The sequence below is a fragment of the Brevundimonas sp. GW821-FHT12C05 genome, from assembly GCF_058807475.1.
Window position 1 is genome coordinate 464,429 of record NZ_JBXAQS010000001.1, and the last position, 17,117, is coordinate 481,545.

The 17,117-nt window shown below is 69.6% G+C and carries 17 protein-coding genes; 5 read left to right on the forward strand and 12 right to left on the reverse strand.

Features of this window, described 5'->3' with window-relative positions; all coding sequences use genetic code 11:
- Nucleotides 1–29 precede the first annotated feature (29 nt).
- The 4 genes from AC1RRF_RS02225 to AC1RRF_RS02240 all read left to right on the forward strand — a co-directional run bounded on the left by AC1RRF_RS02225 (nucleotide 30) and on the right by AC1RRF_RS02240 (nucleotide 4,648).
- Nucleotides 30–1,757, forward strand: a complete 1,728-nt coding sequence (locus AC1RRF_RS02225) for an alkaline phosphatase family protein (protein WP_492832408.1) — start codon at nucleotides 30–32, stop codon at nucleotides 1,755–1,757.
- Between the two features lie 91 nt (nucleotides 1,758–1,848).
- Entirely contained in the window at nucleotides 1,849–3,291 is a 1,443-nt protein-coding gene (gene pyk / locus AC1RRF_RS02230; RefSeq protein WP_492832410.1) for a pyruvate kinase, read from the forward strand.
- A 20-nt stretch (nucleotides 3,292–3,311) separates the two neighbouring features.
- Entirely contained in the window at nucleotides 3,312–4,352 is a 1,041-nt protein-coding gene (locus AC1RRF_RS02235) for a DNA adenine methylase (RefSeq protein WP_492832412.1), read from the forward strand.
- Nucleotides 4,353–4,399: 47 nt separating this feature from the next.
- Entirely contained in the window at nucleotides 4,400–4,648 is a 249-nt protein-coding gene (locus tag AC1RRF_RS02240; RefSeq protein WP_492832414.1) for a hypothetical protein, read from the forward strand.
- A gap of 3 nt (nucleotides 4,649–4,651) precedes the next feature.
- Here AC1RRF_RS02240 and rnhB read toward each other — a convergent pair whose 3' ends face one another.
- The 3 genes from rnhB to AC1RRF_RS02255 are packed head-to-tail and all read right to left on the reverse strand — an operon-like array spanning nucleotide 4,652 to nucleotide 6,425.
- The gene (rnhB, locus tag AC1RRF_RS02245) at nucleotides 4,652–5,278 is read right to left on the reverse strand and encodes a ribonuclease HII (RefSeq protein ID WP_492832416.1); all 627 of its coding nucleotides are present in this window, start codon (nucleotides 5,276–5,278) and stop codon (nucleotides 4,652–4,654) included.
- Nucleotides 5,275–5,883 (reverse strand): DNA-3-methyladenine glycosylase I, encoded by a 609-nt coding sequence (locus AC1RRF_RS02250; RefSeq protein WP_492832418.1) that lies wholly within the window; start codon nucleotides 5,881–5,883, stop codon nucleotides 5,275–5,277. Before AC1RRF_RS02250 ends, rnhB begins: the two co-directional genes overlap by 4 nt.
- Before the next feature lie 47 nt (nucleotides 5,884–5,930).
- On the reverse strand, nucleotides 5,931–6,425 hold the full coding sequence (locus AC1RRF_RS02255; protein WP_291836744.1) for a winged helix-turn-helix transcriptional regulator: 495 nt from the start codon (nucleotides 6,423–6,425) through the stop codon (nucleotides 5,931–5,933).
- A gap of 180 nt (nucleotides 6,426–6,605) precedes the next feature.
- Between AC1RRF_RS02255 and AC1RRF_RS02260 the strand changes: the two genes are divergently transcribed.
- Complete coding sequence (locus AC1RRF_RS02260) at nucleotides 6,606–7,448, forward strand: acyl-CoA thioesterase (protein ID WP_492832421.1); 843 nt, start codon at nucleotides 6,606–6,608, stop codon at nucleotides 7,446–7,448.
- Between the two features lie 40 nt (nucleotides 7,449–7,488).
- Here the strand turns inward: AC1RRF_RS02260 and AC1RRF_RS02265 are convergent, their stop codons facing one another.
- The 9 genes from AC1RRF_RS02265 to flgE all read right to left on the reverse strand — a co-directional run bounded on the left by AC1RRF_RS02265 (nucleotide 7,489) and on the right by flgE (nucleotide 17,077).
- Nucleotides 7,489–8,706, reverse strand: coding sequence for an RtcB family protein (locus AC1RRF_RS02265; protein ID WP_492832423.1), 1,218 nt, complete (start codon nucleotides 8,704–8,706; stop codon nucleotides 7,489–7,491).
- Between the two features lie 285 nt (nucleotides 8,707–8,991).
- The gene (locus AC1RRF_RS02270) at nucleotides 8,992–9,567 is read right to left on the reverse strand and encodes a hemerythrin domain-containing protein (RefSeq protein WP_492832425.1); all 576 of its coding nucleotides are present in this window, start codon (nucleotides 9,565–9,567) and stop codon (nucleotides 8,992–8,994) included.
- Nucleotides 9,560–10,783 (reverse strand): tRNA 2-thiouridine(34) synthase MnmA, encoded by a 1,224-nt coding sequence (gene mnmA, locus AC1RRF_RS02275; protein WP_492832427.1) that lies wholly within the window; start codon nucleotides 10,781–10,783, stop codon nucleotides 9,560–9,562. The genes AC1RRF_RS02270 and mnmA overlap by 8 nt, the downstream gene beginning before the upstream one ends.
- Before the next feature lie 35 nt (nucleotides 10,784–10,818).
- Complete coding sequence (locus AC1RRF_RS02280; RefSeq protein ID WP_492832429.1) at nucleotides 10,819–11,157, reverse strand: hypothetical protein; 339 nt, start codon at nucleotides 11,155–11,157, stop codon at nucleotides 10,819–10,821.
- Nucleotides 11,154–12,686 carry a GMC oxidoreductase gene (locus AC1RRF_RS02285; RefSeq protein ID WP_492832431.1) on the reverse strand — a complete coding sequence of 511 codons (1,533 nt, stop codon included), beginning with the start codon at nucleotides 12,684–12,686 and terminating at the stop codon, nucleotides 11,154–11,156. Before AC1RRF_RS02285 ends, AC1RRF_RS02280 begins: the two co-directional genes overlap by 4 nt.
- A gap of 41 nt (nucleotides 12,687–12,727) precedes the next feature.
- On the reverse strand, nucleotides 12,728–14,326 hold the full coding sequence (locus AC1RRF_RS02290) for a M56 family metallopeptidase (RefSeq protein ID WP_492832432.1): 1,599 nt from the start codon (nucleotides 14,324–14,326) through the stop codon (nucleotides 12,728–12,730).
- A complete protein-coding gene (locus tag AC1RRF_RS02295; protein ID WP_492832434.1) occupies nucleotides 14,316–14,684 on the reverse strand; it encodes a BlaI/MecI/CopY family transcriptional regulator in 369 nt (122 codons plus the stop codon). The genes AC1RRF_RS02290 and AC1RRF_RS02295 overlap by 11 nt, the downstream gene beginning before the upstream one ends.
- 166 nt (nucleotides 14,685–14,850) lie before the next feature.
- Nucleotides 14,851–15,135, reverse strand: a complete 285-nt coding sequence (gene sciP, locus AC1RRF_RS02300; protein WP_291840167.1) for a CtrA inhibitor SciP — start codon at nucleotides 15,133–15,135, stop codon at nucleotides 14,851–14,853.
- Nucleotides 15,136–15,298: 163 nt separating this feature from the next.
- On the reverse strand, nucleotides 15,299–17,077 hold the full coding sequence (gene flgE, locus AC1RRF_RS02305; RefSeq protein ID WP_492832436.1) for a flagellar hook protein FlgE: 1,779 nt from the start codon (nucleotides 17,075–17,077) through the stop codon (nucleotides 15,299–15,301).
- Nucleotides 17,078–17,117 lie beyond the last annotated feature (40 nt).

The window sequence follows — 17,117 nt, forward strand, 5'->3', positions numbered from 1 at the left end:
TAGGCGGCGGCATCGCAGGAGACGCCCGAGTGACCCGAGTTCGAACCGCCCTCGCCGCCGCGAGCCTTCTGGCGCTGGGCGCCTGCAGCACCGTTCAGGGCTGGTGGCCGGCGGACGGCGCGACGCCGTCGCAGCCCGCGCCCGTGGCGACGCCCGCTCCCGCCGTGGCGCCGATCGCCGAATCGACCGCCCGGCCGACGCTGGTGGTGACCATCGTCATCGACCAGTTCAGCGCCAATCTGTTCAACCAGTATCGCGACGACTTCACCGGCGGCCTGGCCGTGCTGGCGCAGCAGGGCCGGGTCCACGCCAACGGCTTCCAGCAGCACGGCCTGACCGAGACCTGCCCCGGCCACTCGACCGTGCTGACGGGCATGAACCCGGCCCGCACCGGCATTCCGGCCAACGACTGGGTCGATCCGGCCACCGGCAAGGAAGTCTACTGCCTGGCCGCGCCCGCCAATCATCTGGCCCACGGCGACGACACCAGCGACAACGGACCGGTCGGCCCCGGCCAGCTGGAGGTCACCACCCTGGCCGACTGGCTGAAGACGGCCAGCCCGCAGAGCCGGGTCTATGCGGTGTCCGGCAAAGACCGCGGCGCCATCAACCTGAACGGCCACCTCGGCGACGGGGCCTTCTGGTACACCGACGGCTTCGGCTTCACGACCTATGTCGAGCCGGGCCAGACGCCCGAGGCGCGGCTGGCGCCCGTGGCGGCCCTGAATACCCGCATCGCCGAGCGGCTGCGCGTCACGCCCGCCGCCTGGACCTACACCCACGACGTCTGCCGCCGCCTGACCGGCGACTGGCAGATCAACGGCCGCACCTTCCACTCCGACCTGCCGCCGCAGAATTTCGCGCTCGACACCTCGCCCATGCTCGACGAGCTGACGCTGGAGGCCGCGACCGAACTGCTGGAGACCAAGCAGCTGGGCCGCCGCGGCGTGGTCGACATGCTGGGCGTCAGCCTGTCGGGCACTGATCGCATCGGCCACGCCTTCGGCACCCAGGGGCCGGAAATGTGCGAGCAGATGTACCGTCTCGACGCGGCGCTGGGCCGGTTCCTGCAGCGCCTGCCGCAGGGCAGCATCGTCGTCCTGACCGCCGACCATGGCGGTTCGGACTTCGTCGAACGGCTGGCCGCGCGCGGTTATCCGCACGCCCATCGCGCCGACCCGCAGCGGCTGGCGAACATCAACGGCGCGCTGAAGACCCAATTCGGCCTGGATTACGATCCGCTGTCCTCGGGCGGCAGCGGGCTGATGGTCGGCGACAAGGATCACAAGGGCCTGCCGGAGCCGCTGCGCACCCGCATCGTCGAGGCGGCCCTGCCGCTGCTGCGCGCCAATGCGGACATCGCCTTCGCCGAGAGCCGCGACGTGCTGCTGGCCGAGCCCCTGCCGCCGGCGAACATCACGCCGGACCTGATGACCGTGCGCCAGCGGATGCGGCTGTCGACGGTGGCCGAGCGCTCGCCGGATCTCATCGTCGCCCTGAGCGAGAACGTGGTCTCGGGCGGCCGGGTCGGCGGCACCATCGCCAATCACGGCACCCCCTGGGACTATGACCGTCGCGTGCCGATCATCTTCTGGTGGCCGGGCGCTCAAGGGCAGGAGCGCTTCCTGCCCATCCGCACCATCGACATCGCCCCGACCCTGGCGCCGATCGTCGGGGTGCAGACTCCGGCCGGTCTGGACGGCCGCTGCATCGATCTGCAGGCGCCCGGCGGCGCGACCTGTCCGGCGCGGCCATAACTTCGTGTTTCGGGAACCGGAGCGGCCTTACCCGCTCCGCGTTTCATAGGCACAAGGGGCGTTCGATCCTCTCACAGGCCGGAACCACACGATGAACAGAGCCCGGCGCGCGCGCATTGTCGCCACCCTTGGACCGGCCAGCCGGGCGCCCGGTACGGTGAAGGCCCTGGCCCAGGCGGGGGTGGACGTGTTCCGTCTCAACTTCAGCCACGGCTCGCACGAGGATCACGCCGCCGCCCTGAAGGCCGTGCGCGGCGCCGAACTGGCGCTGAAGCGTCCGTTGGGCGTGCTGGCCGACCTGCAGGGGCCCAAGCTGCGCCTGGGTCGCTTCGCCGAGGTCGAGATCGACGTGAAGCCGGGTCACAAGATGCGCTTCGACCTGGACCCGACGCCGGGCGACGAGACGCGGGTGCAGATGCCCCACCCCGAGATCTTCAAGGCCCTGCGCACCGGCATGCTGCTGCTGCTGGACGACGGCCGGGTGCGGCTGCGCGTCGGCGAGCGCCACGACACCTGGGCCGATGTCACCGTCGAGAGCGGCTCCAAGCTGTCGGACCGCAAGGGCGTCGCGGTGCCCGAGGCGGTGATCCCGGTCTCGGCCCTGACCCCCAAGGACCGTGAGGACCTGGCCTTCGCCCTGCGCATCGGCGTGGACTGGGTCGCCCTCAGCTTCGTCCAGAAGGCCGAGGACATGGCCGAGCTGAAGCAGCTGGTGAAGGGCAGGGCCGCCTGCCTGGCCAAGATCGAGAAGCCGCAGGCCCTGGCCCAGCTGGAGAGCATCCTGGACTACTGCGACGGCGTCATGGTCGCCCGCGGCGACCTGGGCGTCGAGCTGGAGCCCGAAGAGGTTCCGGTGGCGCAGAAGCAGATCATCCGCGCCGCCCGCCAGCGCGGCGTGCCGGTGATCGTGGCGACGCAGATGCTGGAATCGATGACCTCGTCGCCTGCGCCGACCCGCGCCGAGGCGTCCGATGTCGCCAACGCCGTCTATGAGGGCGCCGACGCCATGATGCTGTCGGCCGAGACCGCCTCGGGCCAGTATCCGCTGGAAGCCGTGGGCATCATGAGCCGCATCATCGAGCGGGTGGAGCAGGATCCCCTGTGGCCCAGCCTGATGGACGCCGAACACGCGGGCATGGAGGAGCATGACGTCGACGCCCTGGTCGCCGCCGCCCGCAAGGCCGCGGAGGCCCAATCGACCGCCTGTATCGTGGTCTTCACGACCTTGGGCGGGACGGCGCGGCGCATGGCCCGCGAGCGACCGCTGCAGCCGGTGCTGACCCTGACGCCCAATCCCGACACCGCCCGCCGTCTGGCGCTGGTCTGGGGTCTGGAGACGCGGCTCGGCAAGGAGCCCAAGTCGCTGGAGGATGTCACCGAGGACGCGGTGAACAGCGCCATGACCTATGGTCTGGCCGAGCCTGGCCAACGGGTCCTGATCCTGGCGGGAACGCCCTTTGGCGCGCCGGGGGCTGCGAATCTGCTGCGTCTGGCGCATGCTCCGACCAAGAAGGGCGGCAAGGGCCGCGCCTGATCCCTCGCGAAGGGGGCGTCTTGATCAAATACATCGGCTCCAAGCGCGCCTTGCTGGGCCAGGTGACAGCGACGGTCGCGACCCTCCTGCCGCAGGGCGGGACGGTGTGCGACCTGTTCTCCGGCTCGGCCCGGGTGGGGCACGCGCTGAAGGGGCAGGGCTTCCGGGTCTGGTCCAACGATCACAACGCCTACGCCCACACCCTCGCGACCGCCTATGTGCAGGCCGACCGCGAGCGCTGGCTGGAGCGGGCCGAGGCCGTGCTGGCCGAACTACGCGCGGTGACGCCCGCGCGCGGCTGGTTCACCAAGGCCTTCTGCGAGGACGCCCGCTTCTTCCATCCGGACAACGGCGCGGTCGTGGACGCCATGCGCGACCGGATCGCCGCCCTGGCGCTGGAACCGGAACTGGAGGCCATCGCCCTGGTCGCCCTGATGGAGGCGGCGGACCGGGTGGATTCCACGGCGGGTCTACAGATGGCCTATATGAAGGCGTGGGCCCCGCGGGCGCTCAAGCCGCTGGAGCTGCGCATGCCGGACATCCTGCCCGGGGTGGCGGGCGGACCGTGCAGGGCGACCCACGCCGACGCGGTGCAGATCGCGCCGGAGATCGAGGCCGATCTCGTCTATCTGGACCCGCCCTACAACCAGCATTCCTACTTGGGGAACTACCACTGCTGGGAAAGTCTGGTGCTGTGGGACAAGCCCGAGACCTATGGCGTGGCCAACAAGCGGATCGACGTGAAGACTCGCAAGAGCGCCTTCAACAGCCGCCCCGGGATCGGCCCGGCGCTGGAGGCGGTGATCTCGGGTTTGAAGGCGCCGAACCTGGTCGTGTCCTTCAATGACGAGGGCTATCTGAGCCGCGACCAGCTGGTGGCCATGCTGTCCACGCGCGGCGAGGTGCAGGTGATCGAGATCGCCCGGCCCCGCTACGTCGGCGCCCGTATCGGCATCCACAGCCCGAAGGGCGAGAAGGTCGGGACGGTCGGGCGGCTGCGCAACGTGGAATACCTGTTCGTGGTCGGCGAGCGCCGGCTGGATCTCGCCGACGCTGCTTAAGGGAACGGTCGGAGTCCGGGGCCGTTGTGTCCGCCATGGAACAGAGCATGACCCCCTCGCACCGGCTGAATGGCGTCCGCGCCTATGGCCGTGCCGCTGACGCCTTCGTGGCGGTGGCGTGGAAACCGCCCACCGCCGATCGCTTCCGCACCGAGATCGCCAACGACGCTCCGGTGGTGTCCGAGCCGACGGTCGGCGACATGGTTCGCGCCGTTCCCGGTTGGGCCGTGATCGTCGGCGGCGGAGTCGTGGCCGCGCTCATGGGCGCCCTGCTGGGCGGGGCGCTGCAGATCTAGGGCTCAGCCCTCCAGCAGCGCCCTGACCGGACCCCAGCTGCGCCGGTGTTCAGGGCAGGGGCCGTGCGTCTGCAAAGCCTCGGAGTGGATCGGCGCGTTGTAGCCCTTGTGCCGGGCGAAGCCGTAGGCGGGGTAGAGGGCGTCCATCTCGATCATCACCCGATCCCGCGCCGTCTTGGCCAGGATGGAGGCCGCTGCGATGGACAGGGACAGGCCGTCGCCGCCGACGACCGTCTGGATCGGGCAGGGCAGTTTGAAGCGGTAGTTGCCGTCGACCAGCGCCGCGACCGGCGGGATCGCCATGGCCTCGATGGCCCGGCACATGGCCAGGCCGGTGGCGCCGATGATGTTCAGTTCCTCGATCTCGCGCGCCGAGGCGAAGCCGACGCCCCAGGCCAGCGCCCGGGCCTTGATCTGGGGCTCCAGCGCCGCGCGGCGCTTTTCGGTCAGGACCTTGGAGTCGTCCATGCCCTCGGGCAGGTCGTCGGGGTTCAGGATCACCGCCGCCGCCGAGACGGGACCGGCCCACGGCCCGCGACCGGCCTCGTCCACGCCGCACACCAGCCCGCCGCTGGATTGGGCCAGCAGGGTCTCGAGCGCCAGGGTCGGGAAGGTGCGGTCAGAACTCACGGGCGGGGCATCGCACGAACCTGCGCATGACGGAAGCAGGTGGTCTGGTGATCGTTGACCATGCCCACGGCCTGCATGAAGGCATAGACGATCACCGGGCCGCAGAAGTTGAAGCCGCGTTTCTTCAGCGCCTTGGCCATGGCGACCGACGCCTCGGTCTGGGTCGGGGCTTCGCGGAACGTCGCCCACTCGTTCTGGATCGGCGCCCCGCCGACGAAGGACCAGAGCCAGGCGGAGAAGTCTTCGCCCCCATTCTTGGCCTCCTCGCGCATCTCCAGCCAGATCTGCGCGCCGCGGATGGCGGCGTTGATCTTGGCGCGCGAGCGGATGATGCGGGCGTCGCCCAGCAGGCGTTGGATGTCGTCCTCGCCGTAGCGGGCGACGATCTCGGGATCGAAGCCGTCGAAGGCGTCGCGCAGGCCCTCGCGCTTCCTCAGGATGGTGATCCACGCCAGCCCGGCCTGGAAGCCGTCCAGCACCAGCTTCTCCCACAGGGTGCGGGCGTCGTACTCGGGCACGCCCCATTCCTCGTCGTGATAGGCGATGTAGAGCGGGTCGGCGGTTCCGCACCAGCCGCAGCGGCCGTCGGCGTGTGAGTCGGTCATGGCGCGGAGGATGCCTCCGACGCCGCGTCAGTGAAAGGCGGCAGCCGTCAGGCCGCCTCGTCCTTGGCGGGCATGACCTCGCCGACGGTCATGCGGCTGCGGTCGTGGATCAGCTGGATGTCGCGGGGGCGCACGATCTCGTTGCAGTGACCGCAGGCGATGCGGGGCGACAGGTCGTGGCCGCATTCCTTGTGGACCATGGTCAGGCCGGCGTTCTCCTCGCCATAGACGTGCTTGGCGCCCCAGGCGTGCAGGGTGACCAGCACGCCGTACAGGTCCTTGCCCTTGGCGGTCAGGACGTACTCGTTGCGCGGCGGGCGCTCGGAATAGAGGCGCGGCTCCAGCACGCCGTGCTGGACCAGGGTCTTGAGCCGGGCGGCCAAGACGTTGCGGGCGACGCCCAGACGCTCCTGCCACTGCTCGAAGCGGCTGACGCCGTTGAAGGCGTCGCGGATGACCAGCATCGTCCACGGGTCGCCGATCACCTCGAGGGTGGCGGCGACGGTGCAGCTCTGGCGAGAGTAATCGGCGGTGCGTCCCATGACGCAAAGGTGACGCCGCGTCAGCCGATTTGCAAGAGGGTTGCCAATCTGAACCCACTAGGTCAGTCTTGTTTGGCTACGGACACGTTCCGGCGCATGCCCGACGTATCCTTATCCCTCGACTTCCGGGCGGAAGATTCCGGTCTTCCGCCCGCTCTTTCCTGCCGATAGACCGACCGCATGACCCATCAGACCCTCGACGAAGCCCTGACCCTGACCGAGGACGGACAGGGCGGCCTGATCGCGCCGATGACCGGCTCCTTCTCCAATGCGCCGACGGCGTGGCCGGCCGAGAAGGGCTCGCCCTTCGGCGGCTTGATGGCGGCGCTGGCGGCCAAGGCGGCGCGCGAGACGCTGGGGATCACGGCGCCCCTGCGCACGGTGGCGACCCAGTTCCTGATCGGGGCCAGGTTCGAGCCGCTGACGATCACGAGCGAACTGCTGCGCGGCGGGCGCTCGGCGGCCTACGCCTCGGTGCGGGCCGGGCAGGGGGACCGGCTGGCGATGAGCGGGCTGGTGACCTTCGGCCAGCCCGGCGACGGGCCCGAGCTGCGCGCCGCCTCCATCACCCCGCCGCCGCTGCTGGAACAGCCGCTGACGCCGATGGACCCGCAGTTCGGACCGCACTTCATCCGCCATGTGGAGCACCGCTTCGTCGGCGGCATCCAGCTGTTCGGCAAGAACGAGACGGACCGGATGGGTGTGTGGATGCGCACCGTCGACGGCAAGCCGCTGGACGAGGCGCGCCTGGCCTTCCTGCTGGACGCGACCTTCCCGGTCTACTGGACCATGCTGCCGCCGCCGCCCGCGGTCTCGGCCACCGCCGACCTGCGCTACGACTTCTTTGGACCCATCCCCGAGGACGCGGCCCCGGACGGCTGGACCTATTTCGAGTTCGTCTCGCGCGACAGCCACGGCGGCTGGACGGTCGAGGACGCGACGGCCTGGGCCCAGGACGGGCGGCCGCTGGCGGTGGGGCGTCAGTTGCGCAAGGTGCTGGCCTCGCGGGCGCCGAAGGCCTGAACGACGAAAGCCGGCCGCGCTTGCGCACGACCGGCCTCCGTCATCCCTTGACGCACACCACCTGACGCAGGGTGTGCACGACCTCGATCAGCTCGGACTGGGCCGCGATGACGGCGTCGATGTCCTTGTAGGCCATCGGCGTTTCGTCGATCACGTCCGCGTCCTTGCGGCATTCGACGCCCTGGGTGGCGCGGACGTGGTCCTCCACCGTGAAGCGGCGCTTGGCCTCGGTCCGGCTCATGGCCCGACCGGCGCCGTGAGAGCAGGTGCAGAAGCTTTCCGCATTGCCCTTGCCGCGCACGATGAAGGATTTCGCCCCCATCGAGCCGGGGATGATGCCCAGTTCGTCCAGCTTGGCCGACACCGCGCCCTTGCGGGTCAGGAACACGTCCTTGCCGAAGTGGCGCTCCTTCGAGACGTAGTTGTGGTGGCAGTTCACCGCCTCCTGCGTCGTCTCCAGATCCGGCCAGAACGCGCGCAGCACGTTCAGGACGCTGTCCATCATCACCTCACGGTTGGCGCGGGCGTATTTCTGCGCCCACGACACCGCCTTGACGTAGTCGTTGAAGCCTTCCGACCCTTCCGGGAAGTAGGCGAGATCCTGATCCGGAAGGTTCAGGAACCAGCGCCGGGCTTCATGCTTGGCCCGCTCGATGAAGTAGGTGCCGAAGCGGTTGCCTACGCCCCGCGAGCCGGAGTGCAGCATCACCCACACGTCGCCCGCCTCATCGAGGCAAAGCTCGATGAAGTGGTTGCCCGTGCCGAGCGTGCCCAGGTGGCCGAAGCCACGCGGGTGCGCCGCCTTGGGGTGCTTGTCGACCACGGCGTCGTAGCCGGCCTTCAGCGCTTCCCAGCGGGTCACGGCCGAAGCCGGCGGCTCGGACGACCAGGCGCCCTTGTCGTTGCGTCCGCCGTTGTCGGTGCGGCCGTGCGGAACGGCCGCCTCGATGGCGGAGCGGATGCCCGACAGGTCGTCCGGCAGGTGTTCGGCGCGGATCGAGGTCCGCACCGCCATCATGCCGCAGCCGATGTCCACGCCCACGGCGGCCGGGATGATGGCCCCCACGGTCGGGATCACCGACCCCACGGTCGCGCCCATGCCCCAGTGCACATCGGGCATGACCGCGACGTGTTTGTGGATGAACGGCAGCGACGCCACGTTCTTCAGCTGCTCGAGCGCGGCGTCCTCGATCGGCACGCCACGGGTCCACGCCTTGATGGGCGCGCCCGGGCTGTCGATCACGTCATAGTCGCGCATGGGTCTCTCCTTTCCTTGTTGTCCTTCCGGACCGGCGGGAGAGCCTCTTGCGGATACAAGAAACCCCTCCGGCCGGCTGGCGGGAGGGGTTGCTTGAAAACCGAAGCCGTTATGGCCCTGTCGTTCCCTACACACCCTCCGCGCATGCGACCTTGCCCTCGACCGGCTGGCGGTCGAGCTGCATGGGCAGCCGCGAGGTGGGATAGGAGAAGGCGAACATGGGTCGTCTCGTTTTCGGGATGGCGCTGATATCCGAAGCTTCGCGGGAAAGCCAGCCCCGAAATGTCAGTGCGACAGGCCGCGCAGCTGGATCAGGGGGATGACGATGTCCTCCTCGTCCTCCAGATGGCGCAGCAGGGACGGGGCGACCGCGTCGATGGCGTCACCCAGCCGCGCGGCCCGGTCGGCGGCGTCGGCGGCGTTGGACGAGACCGCCTGATGGAAGGCGAGGCCCGACTGGAACAGGGTTTCAAGCTGGCCGTGAATGGTGTCGTGATCGCGGTCCAGCAAGTCGATGCCGTGGCCGATCTTCGGCTCGATCTCGCGCATCATCGGGAAATACTGGCCGCTCTCGATGCGGTGGTGGCCGTCCAGGTGCTGCAGGAAGGATTGCAGCGCCGGGATCAGCTGGCGGTGCAGGACGCGGATGTCGCCGCCCGCCCGCCATTGGCTGACCAGTCCGTCCATATGGCCCTGATGGCCGCGGAAGGAGCCGTGCATCTGCAGCCAGAAGGCGGCGGTCTGGTCCAGACCCGGCTCGGACCAGCGGTCGCGGGGGTATTCCTCGCGCAGATACAGCATTTCGACCGGCAGCCCGTGCCGGACGGCGAGCGCGAGCGTCTCGTCAGAAGGCTCAGACAACGGCGGTGGTGGTCTTGATGAAACCGCCGCCCAGCAGGCGGTCGGGATCGGCCGGGTCGTACAGGGCGCAGGCCTGACCGGGCGCGACGCCCTCTTCGCCCGTCTCGAACGCCAGGGAGACCACGCCGTCGACCAGCGCCAGGCGCGCGGGCGAGGGCGGGCGGGTCGAGCGGACGCGGGCCAGCACCGGCGCGCCGGCCTCGGCCGCCGCCTCGATGGAGGCCTCGTCGCCCAGCCAGTTGGTCTCATCCAGCGTCAGGGACGCGGTCAGCAGCGCCTCGCGCGGGCCGACGATCACATGGCGCTTGGCCGGATCCAGCTTGGTCACGAACAGGGGCTCGCCCACGGCGACGTTCAGGCCGCGGCGTTGACCGATGGTGTAGTCGGTGATGCCCGAGTGCGATCCCAGTACGCGGCCGTCCATGTGCACGATCTCGCCGGCCTCGCGGCCCTGCGGGCGCAGCTTGTCGATCAGGGTGCGGTAGTCGCCGTTGGGGACGAAGCAGATGTCCTGGCTGTCCGGCTTGGCGGCGATCCGCAGGCCCAGCTCCAGGGCGACGCCCCGGACCTGCGGCTTCTCCAGATCGGCCAGCGGGAAGCGCAGGAAGTCTAGCTGTTGCGGCGTGGTGGCGAACAGGAAGTAGGACTGGTCGCGCGAATGGTCGATCGCCTTGCGCATCTGGGCGTGGCCGTCGGCGCCGATCGCGCGGCGGACGTAGTGGCCGGTGGCCATGGCCTCGGCGCCCAGATCGCGGGCGACATCCAGCAGGTCGCGGAACTTGACCGTCTGATTGCAGCGGATGCAGGGGACCGGCGTCTGGCCCGCCAGATAGGAGTCGGCGAACTGGTCGATCACGGCGTCGCGGAAGCGGCTTTCGTAGTCCAGGACATAGTGGGGGATGCCCAGGGTCTCGGCGGCCAGACGGGCATCGTGGATGTCCTGACCGGCGCAGCAGGCGCCCTTCTTCTTCAGCGCCGCGCCGTGGTCGTACAGCTGCAGCGTCACGCCGACGACGTCATAGCCCGCCTTGTGCAGCAGGCCGGCGACGACGGTGGAGTCCACGCCGCCTGACATGGCCGCGACCACGCGCGATCCGACCGGCAGGCCGACCGCCAGGCGCGCGCTCTCGATCGCCGCGTCCATGTCGGCTTGCGACGCCATGGGGGCGATGTCGGGGATCGGGCAGAGGGGCTCGGTCAGCGTCATCGCCGCCATTTAGTGTCAAAGCGGTGCGATTTCGAGGCCTGACCTCATGCCAGGGCGATCAGGGCGCAGATGCGGGCCTCGGTTTCGGAGAGGAACCACCCCTTGTGAACGAAGACCGCGTCGCGGCGGAAGTCGGCGTGAACCCGCTCGGCCAGCCTCGGCCCGGTCTCGGAACTCTGGCCGTTCGGGAAGACGGCGGCGCGCAGGGCGCGGGCGTCCGACGGATGCAGGGCCAGCCAGGCGCGGCCGATCTCGGCGGCCCCGACCGGATCCACGGCCGCGATCTCGGGCGTCCAGGCGGCGGCGTAGGCCCCGCCCGCGACCGACACGGCCGCCAGGCCGGCGAGCGCCTGCAGCAGGCCGCGTTTGCTGAACGTGGTCATCGGGCGGTCTCCATGCGCGATTTGAGATGGTCGGCCAGGCGGATGGCCAGCGCCGTCAGGGTCAGGGTCGGATTGACCAGGCCCGAGGTGGGGAAGACCGAGCTTCCGGCCACGAACAGATTGGGCGCCCCGTGCACCCGGCAGTCGGCGTCGACCACGCCCCGGGCCGGATCAACGGACATCCGGGTCGTGCCCATGTGGTGCCGCGACGGGCCCATCGACTTGAGCAGCCCCTCGGTCCCAATCGGCCAGCAGGCCCGGCCCAGGCCCTGGGCGCCGAAGGCGACGGCGAAGGCGCGGGCGGAGGCGGCCAGACTGTCCCAGTCGGCCTGGGTGTAGCGCCAGTCCAGGCGGGCGCGCGGCTGGCCCAGGGCGTCCATCTGATCCGAAAGGGTGATCCGGCTGTCGCGATGGGGCGCCTCTTCCGACATCAGGAAGTAGTCCAGGCGGCGGGCGGGCGCGCCTTCGACGGCGGCGGCCAGCTGTTCGACCGCGGCCCGGGGCGAGCCTTCGGCAGCGCCCGGCTTGGGACGGGTCGACAGGGTCAGGGTGCAGTTGCCGGCGCCCAGGCGCCGCTGGGTCGCGGGCTCCAGCACGAACACCGCGTGGGGCCGGTCCCGGGCCTGGCTGTCGTACAGCGACAGGTCTGCGCCGGTAGTGAAGGCGATCTCGGCCTCGCCGCGCGGATCGGCGTCGCCGGTGGTGACGACCACATGCCCCTGGAAGCAGCGCCCGACCCAATCGGACGCGTTGCCCACGCCTTCGGGTTTCTCCTGCCTCGACGCCAGCATCAGGCGGGCGTTCTCGACGCCGCCCGTGGCCAGGACATAGGTCGCCGCCCGGGCGGTGAGCCGACTTCCTGTCAGGCATCGGATTTCGAGCCGGTCCACGGCGCCGTCCGGCGCCAGCCGGATCGCGGTCACATTGGCGTGGGTGTGGATATGGATGTTCGCGGCCTGACCGGGCGCGTCCCGGAAGACGGCGAAGCCGGCGGGATCGATGCGACCGGACACGGGGCTGTAGGCGCGGGGCGACGGACGCAGCACCTCATCCGGAGCGCCGACCGGCGGCAGGGCGGGGCCGTCGGGCGCGCCGCCGTCGGCGGGAAAGCGCGGCAGCTTCAGCCGGTCGCAGGCGCGGTCGTAGAAGGGCTTCAGCTCGGTCCGGCCGAAGGGCCAACCGCTGAGCGCCACGGCGGGCCGCGCCTCGAAGTCCACCGCGTCCAGCGGACCGCATTTGCCGCCCCAGACATGGCCCGAACCGCCCAGGGCCCGCACCCGGGACTGGCCCAAGTAGCTGTCGATCGGCAGGTCGGGATTGCCGGGCCCGGACATCGTTCCGGGGCCGTCGTACAGGCGCTGGATCTCGGGATCGGGGTCCGGGCCGCCGCTCTCCAGGATCACCACCCGCGCGGCGGTTCCGGCGAACTCATAGGCGATGGCCAATCCGGCCATCCCTCCGCCGACGATGACGATGTCGGCTTCGATCAGGCTGTCTTCAGGCAAGGTTCGGGCGTCGGTGACAGGCATGGGCCTTCTCCGTGAGGGAAAATCAGGTTGTCAGGCGTGGATCAGGCGCGGGCGCCGTGGGCTCGCAGATAGTCGACGATGTCGGCCCGGCCGGCGCGCCGGGCCATGCCCAGCGGCGACCGCATCTCGTCGGGATAGGGTGGAGCCCTGGGCGCCAGGACCGCCAGGTTCACGTCCGCGCCCTGCTCGACCAGCCGCCGGACGACGGGCAGGTGTCCGAAGCGGGCGGCGGTGATCAGGGCGGTCTCGTCGTTACGCACGACAGCGTCGACGGTCGCCCCAGACGCCAGCAGCAGGTCGACCACGGCCAGGTGACCGCCGCCCGCCGCCGCGATCAGCGGATTGCCGTCGCCCAGGACCGCGATATTGGGATTGGCGTTCCGTTCCAGCAGCAGCCGCGCCATCGCCAAGTCGCCGTTGTCGGCGGCCATGATCAGGGGGGCGCCTTCGCCCGGCGCCGCCAGGTTCGGGTTCGCGCCCCGATCCAGCAGCAGGCGGGCCAGCTCGATCTGACCGCCGCGGATCGCCAGGATCAACGGCGAGCCGTCGCCCGGGGTCCAGCCGTTGACGTCGGCGCCGGCGTCGATCAGGGCGGCGGCCCGGGGGTGATCGCCGGCCTCGATGGCCCGCATCAGATCGCGGGTGGAGGCCGAGATCTCCGGGGCGGGGGTCTGAGATTCAATCGACGTAGCCGGTTGCAGAGCCCAGGCGGCCGCTCCGCCCGAGACGACCAGGACGGCGGCCAGGGCCGCGCCGCCGATCCGGCGTCCGCGGCTGGGGGTCTGCTTCAGACGGGCGATGCGGTGACGGAGTTCGCGCTTGTCGCCGGCCAGCCAGTGGCAGCCCAGCGGGGCCGGCGCCGCGGCGAACTGGGTCTTCAGCATGGCTTCGGCATAGAGGCGGCGAAGGCCGGGCAGGCGGGCGACCACGGTCTCGTCGCAGGCCAGTTCCTGATCGGCGCGGATCAGGCGGGCGGCCACGTGGACCAGGGGGTGGAACCACAGCAGGGCCCGGGCGGCCGCGACCGCCAGATTGATCTGGGCGTCCCCGGCCGTCAGGTGGACGCGTTCGTGGGCGACGACCACGGCCTGCTCCTCCGGGCTGAACCGCTCCGCGAAGTCGCCGGGCAGGACGACGCGGGGCGAGAAGGCGCCGACCAGGGCGGGGCCGATGTCCCGGCGGGCGGCGTGATAGACCGGGCCTTCGGCGCGATGCTCGGCGCGCAGGGGCCCCATGGCGCGCAGGAAGCGGCGCTGGCCCACGATCAGGACGCCGGCGAAGGCCAGGACGCCGAAGGCCCAGAGCATCAACAGAGGCGTGGCGTACTCAGCCGGATTGGGCATGAAGTCCGGTCGCTCGATGTCGAACGGCGACGTGGGCGCCGCCTCGATCACCGTCGGAGCGGTCGGGGCCGCCGCAGGCGCGGCCGCCGTGACGGGCGTGGCGACGACCGGAGCCGCAGGCTCTGCGCGGGGCAGGGCGACCGCGGCCGCCACCACGGGGATCAACAGCCACAGACAGTAGGCCGCGCGCGCGCCGAACAGGGCGCGCGCCGGGCGGCGCAGGATAAAGACGGCGACAAGGGCGACCGTGACGGCCGCGACGATCTCGAGCCCCAGGATCAGCAGGTCAGCGGCCATCGTCGATCTCCTCGATCAGGCGTTTCAATTCGGCGACGTCTTCCGGCGAGAGCGTCTCGCGCGCCGAGAAGTGGGCGACCAGGGGCGCCAGCCGGCCCTCGAACAGCCGATCGACCAGACCTCGGCTCTCGGCGTGGATGTAGTCGCTCCGCTCGATCAAGGGGCGATACAGATAACGGCGTCCGTCGCGCTCGGCGGCGATGGCCCCCTTGGTCAGCAGGCGGTTGAGCAGGCTCTTCACCGTCGCCTCGGTCCAGGCCTGGTCCGAGGCGATCTCGGCCGCGATCTGGTCCGCCGCCCGGGGGCTCGCGCGCCACAACGCCTCCATGACGAGGCTTTCAGCCGTACTGATCCGCATATCGTTCACATCCGTAATCGTTGCTTCTGATTACGCTTGTGATCGTAAGTGTCAATCCCGACGGCGGGATCGCCCGGTTACATCGCCGTAAGGTCGGGATCGGAACGACAAAGGCCGCCCCCGTCGCCGGGAGCGGCCCTTGATCGTCTTGAAGCGGACGGCGGTCTTAGCCGCGGTAGTGCTGGATGCGCGTGGTGCGCAGGCCCTGCATGCCCCATTTGTCGATCGCCTTTTGCCAGGCGATGAACTCTTCCGCCGTGAGGCGATAGCGGGCCAGCGCGTCCTCAAGGCTGATCAGACCCCCGCGTACGGCGGCGACGACCTCGGCCTTGCGACGGATCACCCAACGATCCGTATTGGCCGGCGGCAGGTCACGCAGCGTAAGCGGCGTGCCGGTCGGTCCGACCACATATTGTTCGCCTCGATTATTAAGGCGTCGCTCTTGCAACATGGGCTTATGCCTCATTCACCACCACCATTGAGCGTGCAAGGTAGCGCGCGGCCGCTAAGGGCCGTTTAAGCGTCGTGGTGAAGGAAAGGATAAAATCCCTTCCGTCCACCCTCCCAATATTCAACGAAGTCTTCATTGAGACTAACCGTCAGTTACTTGGATATCAGCGTTTGATGCTGATCAGCTCGGCGAGCATTTCGTCCGCGGTGGTGATGATCTTGGACGAGGCGGAGTAGGCGCGCTGGGTCGTGATCAGGCCGGTGAACTCGGCCGACAGGTCGACGGTCGAGGATTCCAGTTGCTGGGACGCCAGGGTGCCCGCGCCGCCCGTGCCCGCCGCCTTCAGATTGAACGTGCCGGACTCCAGGCTGACGGAGTAGGCGTTGCCGCTGACTTCCTTCAGGCTGTCGGGGCTCGGGAAAGTGGCGACCGCGACCTGGGCGATCCGGCGCATGACGCCGTTGTCGAAGATGGCGGTGACGAAGCCGCCTTCATCGATGGTGATCTCGCTCAGATTGCCGAAGGCCGTGCCGTTGGTGACGGTCGACTGAACCACCGAGGCGGTGTTCAGCTGGCTGAGGCCGCCGGCCGAGGTGTTCAGGTCCAGGGTCACCGTCTGGGCGGCGATGCCCAGGCCGTCGGCCCATTTGACCTTGCCGTTGTCCAGCGGGTCGTTCGGATCGATCGTGTTGTTCGGGTCCGATTCCAGGAAGCTGAGCGAGGCCTGGGTCGGGTCGTCGAACAGACCCTTGCCCGACGGCCAGCCCTGCATCGTCGCGACGTCGAGGCGACCCGAGGGGGTGAAGGCGATCAGGCCGGTCTTGATCTGGCCGTTCGAGAAGGGGGCGCCGGTCACGACGTCGCCGGCCGGGACCGAGACGACTTCGGCATACCACTGGTTCGGCTCGGCGCTCTTCAGGAAGCGGATTTCCAGATTGCGCTGGCCGCCCTTGGAGTCCGAAACCGGGATGTTCATCTTGAAGTCGGGCTTCACGCCGACGGGGTTGTCGGCGTCCGCGTTGTACATCGCCATCGAGTTGACGGACGGGTCGTACTTGGTCTTGGCGATGCCGTCGGTGGCCATGCCGATGTCGGCGAAGTTGATGGCGAAGGCCGTGCCGGCGACCGGCGGCGTGCCGCTGGTCGGGGTGATGGTCAGCGCCGTGGCGCTGGCGGTGGCCGAGCCGTTGGCGCCGGCCGTCGGCGTGAAGCTGGTTAGGGCGCCCGCGGCGTTATAGGTCGCCGTGCCGGTGATGTTGGTGATGCCGCTCTTGATCGTCACTTCAAAGGTGTTGGCGCCGGTCCGCTTGTAGGCGACCGACATGTTGTGGCCGACCGGCGGCGTCGCGGCGTCCTGGACGTTGGTGTAGCTGTTGGCGGCGGCGGCCGACGACACGTCCTGGGTCGAACGCAGGTTGGCGTTGATCTGGACGCGGGTGGTCGGCTCGGCCGTGCCGCCGACCGAACCGATGTTGATCGAGCGCAGGCGCGACAGGTCCGAAGGATCGGTGGCGATCTCGCCGTTCGAGTCAACCGGCCAGCCTTGCAGATAAAGGCCGGCGCTGTTCTTCAGGTAACCCATGTTGTCGACGCGGAAGGCGCCGGCGCGGGTGAACAGGCGGGTGTCGGTGGCGCCGACGCCTTCAGCCTGGGTCGTGGTGACGAAGAAGCCCTGGCCGTTGATGGACAGGTCGGTGGCTTCGGTCGTGCGTTGCAGCTGACCTTCCTGGCTGATGAACGAACGGGCGTTCGCCATCACGCCGCCGGCCGAATAGCTGCCGCCGGCGCGGGTCTGGCTGTTGACCAGGGTCTGGAACTCGGCGTTCGTCCGCTTGTAGCCGACGGTGTTGACGTTCGCGATGTTCTGGGAAATCGCGGCCAGGGCGGTGGAGTTGGCGGCGAGGCCGGACACGCCGGCCAGCATAGCGCTGTTCAGGCTCATGGATTACGCTCCTTGAAAGGAAGTTTTCGGGAAGGCGGCG